Origin of the sequence: Kitasatospora sp. NPDC059088 (assembly GCF_042738155.1) — a bacterium.
Taxonomy (GTDB): Bacteria; Actinomycetota; Actinomycetes; order Streptomycetales; family Streptomycetaceae; genus Kitasatospora.
The window spans coordinates 1,811-6,117 of the sequence record NZ_JBHYGR010000241.1 but is presented as its reverse complement, the minus strand read 5'-3'; the positions used below and the strand labels follow the sequence as shown (position 1 = coordinate 6,117).

The 4,307-nt window shown below is 73.5% G+C and carries 3 protein-coding genes and 1 pseudogene; 2 read left to right on the top strand and 2 right to left on the bottom strand.

Features of this window, described 5'->3' with window-relative positions; translation table 11 throughout:
- Both ACFWXO_RS44495 and ACFWXO_RS44490 read right to left on the bottom strand, forming a co-directional pair.
- Nucleotides 1-416 (bottom strand): annotated as a pseudogene (locus ACFWXO_RS44495) (hypothetical protein); the annotation flags it as partial.
- On the bottom strand, nt 413-754 hold the full coding sequence (locus ACFWXO_RS44490) for a PadR family transcriptional regulator (protein ID WP_380532762.1): 342 nt from the start codon (nt 752-754) through the stop codon (nt 413-415). The gene ACFWXO_RS44490 and the pseudogene ACFWXO_RS44495, both read right to left, overlap by 4 nt.
- 263 nt (nt 755-1,017) lie before the next feature.
- On the opposite strand from ACFWXO_RS44490, the gene ACFWXO_RS44485 reads away from it, so the two are divergent.
- Together ACFWXO_RS44485 and ACFWXO_RS44480 are read left to right on the top strand one after the other, a co-directional pair.
- Nucleotides 1,018-2,217 carry a M20 family metallopeptidase gene (locus ACFWXO_RS44485; protein WP_380532765.1) on the top strand — a complete coding sequence of 400 codons (1,200 nt, stop codon included), beginning with the start codon at nt 1,018-1,020 and terminating at the stop codon, nt 2,215-2,217.
- 296 nt (nt 2,218-2,513) lie between these two features.
- Nucleotides 2,514-4,259: a putative Ig domain-containing protein gene (locus tag ACFWXO_RS44480; RefSeq protein WP_380532759.1), complete on the top strand. Its 1,746-nt coding sequence runs from the start codon at nt 2,514-2,516 to the stop codon at nt 4,257-4,259.
- Nucleotides 4,260-4,307 lie beyond the last annotated feature (48 nt).

Sequence of the window (4,307 nt, the reverse complement as noted above, 5' to 3'; positions counted from 1 at the left end):
GTGCAGGGCACGCCCGCCCGCCACCGTCCGGCCAGGGCGGCCGCCGCCCCCGCGAAGACCAGCAGCGAGGAGAGCAGCAGTACGCCCCACACGCCGGACAGGTCCGACCGGAGCTGCACCCCCAGCGGGGCCGGCGAGGCGGCCACGGCGGCGTACCAGCGCAGCAGGTGCAGACCGCTGGCGGCGGCCGCGGCGGCCAGGACGAGCGGGTACGCCGCCCCGAGCATCCGTGCGGCGGCGGTGTCCGGCCCCAGTCCGGCGCGCAGCCGCAGTGCGTGCCCCGCCAGTTCCGCCGCGTCCCGCAGGCGTGGGCCCAGCGGCTCGCCGGCGGTCAGCTCGCGGTACGTCGCGGCGATCTCCGCACCGTGGGCCCGGCGGTAGGCGGCGGGGTAGAGGCGCAGCAGGTGGTCGATCATGTGCCGGTCGCCGCCGGTCGGGCGGCGGACAGCCGGCGGGTGGCCTCCCGGGCCGTCGCGGCCAGTCGGTCGGCCTCCACGGCCAGCCGCTCGCGGCCGGTCGGGGAGAGGGTGAAGATCCGTCGGGCACGCCCGTCGACGACCTCCTCGCGCTCGACCTCGATCAGGCCGTCGGCCAGCAGGCGGTCCAGTGCCCCGTACAGGGCTCCGGTGCGCAGGGCGACCCGGCCGTCGGTCATCGCCTTGATCTCCTGGGAGATGGCGTAGCCGTGCCGGGGGGCGTCCGCGAGGGCGGTCAGGACCATCACGGTGGGTTCTTGCATCACACGCTCACTCACCCCATGAAGATAGTCACTCCGTCGGACCATCTCAACGAAGCCCGAGGTCGGCCATGCCCCGGAGCGTTTCCCGTGGCCTCCGCACCGGATTCACGGCCCTCCCGTGTGCCGGGCCCGATCGGGGTGGGCAACCTCCGATCATGGCACCAGCCACCCCGGGCTCCCCCCGGTCCGTCCACCCCTGGAGGTCCCCCGTGTCCGACCTGCCCAGCGCCACCCCCGGCGCACCCGGCGCGCCCGCCGCACCGTGGGAGCGGCTCGACCTGCCCGAGCTGCTCCGCTCGGCCGCCCTCCTGCAACCCGAACTCGCTCTGCTCCGCCGGGAGTTGCACCGCCGTCCGGAACTCGAACTGGACCTCCCCCGCACCCAGGCCCGGCTGCTCGCCGCGCTCGACGGCCTCCCCCTGGAACTCACCCTCGGCAAGGGACTGAGCTCGATCACCGCCGTCCTGCGCGGCGGGCGACCGGGCCCGAACGTGCTGCTGCGGGCCGACCTGGACGCCCTGCCGGTGCAGGAGGGCACCGAGCTGCCGTACGCCTCCGAGACCCCCGGGGTGATGCACGCCTGCGGGCACGACCTGCACGCGGCCGCACTGGTCGGCGCCGCCCGGCTGCTGTCCGAGCGGCGCGCGGAGCTGGCCGGGAACGTGGTGCTGATGTTCCAGCCGGGCGAGGAGGGGGCGGACGGCGCCCGGCTGATGGTCGAGGCGGGCGTGCTGGACGCGGCCGGGGAGCGGGTGGTGGCCGCGTACGCCCTGCACGTGGCCGCCGCCATCCTGCCCAACGGGGTGGTCGCCACCCGCCCCGGGCCGGTGCTCGCCGCCTCCGACACCCTGCGGGTCACCCTGCGCGGGCGCGGCGGGCACGGCTCCAGCCCGCACTCGGCGCTCGACCCCGTCCCGGCGCTCTGCGAGGCGGTCCTGGCGCTCCAGTCGATGGTGACCCGCCGGATCGACGCCTTCGACCCGGTGGTGCTCACCGTGGGCCTGCTGGGCGCCGGTACGGCGGCCAACGTGATCCCCGACGAGGCGCGGTTCGAGGCCACCGTCCGCTCCTTCTCGCCGCGTTCGCGCGAGCTGGTGCGCACCGAGTCCCTGCGGGTGGTGCACGGGATCGCGGCGGCCCACGGGCTGGAGGTGACGGCCGAGGTGGAGCCCGGCTACCCGGTGACCGTCAACGACCCGGGGGAGACGGAGTTCGCGTCCGGCCTGGCGGCCCGGCTGTTCGGGTCGGGGCGCTTCCTGGAGATGCCCCAGCCGATCGCCGGCTCCGAGGACTTCGGCGTGCTGGGCGAACTGGTCCCGTCGGCGTACCTGCTGCTCGGCGCCGTCCCGGACGACGGGCGCGACCCGTTCACCGCACCCTACAACCACTCCCCGGAGGCCGAGTTCGACGACGGCGTGCTCGGCGACGGCGCCGCGCTGCTGGCGGGTCTGGCCCTGGGACGACTGGCCCGGGGGTAGCGGCCCCGCGCACAACCGGTGCAGGGGTAGCAACTCCCGTCGCCGGACTCCCATTTACGCGGCCCTTGCCGGAGCCCTCGTTAAAGGCTTCGGCAAGGGCCGCGGCGCGGGCGCGGAGGTCCGGTGGCCCAACCGTGTCGCAGCTGTGCAGGCTTCCGGCGAAAGGCCCGAGGGCGCACTGATGAGCCGTTTCGTCGCGTTCCGTTCAAGCGCCGATTACCCCATCATGGGACCGTGCCACTGCGCCTACGCGCGTAGCTCTCCCCTGCATCCCCACGACCCAAGGGACTTGACCCATGCTCAGACGCGTCAACGTGACACGCCCGCTCGCCCTGGGTGCCGCCGTCCTGACCGTGCTCGCCGTCGCGAGCACCGCCCCCCACCCGGCCGCGGCGGCCACCACCGCGAGCGCGACGACGGCCACCACGACGGCCCCCGCCGCCGCGACCGCCACCCAGCACCGCGTCCTGTTCGACAACAGCAAGGCGGAGACCGCCGGCAACGCGGACTGGATCATCAGCACCAGCCAGCCGGACCCGCTCGCCGAGAACGCCAACCCCCAGTCCGGGACGGACTGGACCGGCGCCATCTCCAGCTGGGGCGTCGCCCTCCAGAAGACCGGCCAGTACAGCCTCAAGACCCTGCCGAGCGGCTCCAGCATCACCTACGGCACCGGCGGCGCGCTGGACCTCGCCAACTTCGACGAGTTCGTCCTGCCCGAGCCCAACGTCCGGCTCAGCGACGCCGAGAAGACCGCGGTCATGACGTTCGTCCAGAACGGCGGCGGGCTGTTCCTGATCTCCGACCACACCGGCAGCGACCGCAACAACGACGGCTGGGACTCCCCCGCCGTCATCAACGACCTGATGACCACCAACTCGGTCAACAGCAAGGACCCGTTCGGGCTCTCCGTCGACCTGCTCAACATCCAGACCGACAACCCCACCGCCGTCAACGACGCCACCGACCCCGTCCTGCACGGCCCCTTCGGCACCGTCACCGGCAGCATCATCCGCAACGGCACCACCTTCACCCTCAAGCCCGCCGACAACCCCGCCGTCAAGGGCATCGTCTACCGCACGGGCTCCTCCGGCACCACCGGCGCCTTCTTCGCCACCAGCAGCTTCGGCAAGGGCCGGGTCGCCGTCTGGGGCGACAGCTCCGCCATCGACGACGGCACCGGCGAGCCCGGCAAGACCGTCTACAACGGCTGGGACGACCCGGCCGGCACCGACGCCGCCCTCGGCCTCAACGCCACCGCCTGGCTCGCCGCCGGCGGCAGCGGCAGCACCACCGGCAGCGTCACCCTCACCAACCCCGGCGCCCGCACCGCCACCGCCGGCACCGCCACCAGCCTCCAGCTCTCCGCCACCGACACCGCCGGCGGCACCCTGGGCTACAGCGCCTCCGGCCTGCCCGCCGGACTGAGCGTCAACGCCACGAGCGGCCTGATCAGCGGCACGCCGACCACCGCCGGGACGTACTCCGTGACGGCCACCGCGACCGACTCCACCGGCCCGTCCTCCTCCGTCACCTTCACCTGGACCGTCCAGCCCACCGGCGGCGGCAGCGGCTGCACCGCCGCCCAACTGCTCACCAACCCCGGTTTCGAGGCCGGTTCGACGACCGGCTGGACGGAGACCAACACCAGCGGCACCAGCACCATCAACAGCAGCTCCAACGAGCCGCCGCACTCCGGCAGCTACGACGCCTGGCTCGACGGGTACGGCAGCACCAACACCGACACCCTCGCCCAGACCGTGACCCTCCCGGCCGGCTGCAGCACCTACACGTTCAGCTTCTGGCTGCACATCGACACCGCGGCCAGCAACACCACCGCCTTCGACAAGCTGACCGTGACCGCCAACGGCACCACCCTGGCGACCTACTCCAACGTCAACGCGGCCACCGGCTACCAGCAGCACAGCTTCAACCTGTCCGGCTACGCCGGCCAGAGCGTCACCCTCAAGTTCTCCGGCTCCGAGGACTACACCAAGCAGACCTCCTTCGTCCTCGACGACACCGCCGTCAACGTCTCCTGAGCCACGGCCGGTGGGGGGGCACAGCGCGCGGGGGGTGAGGCCCCCCCT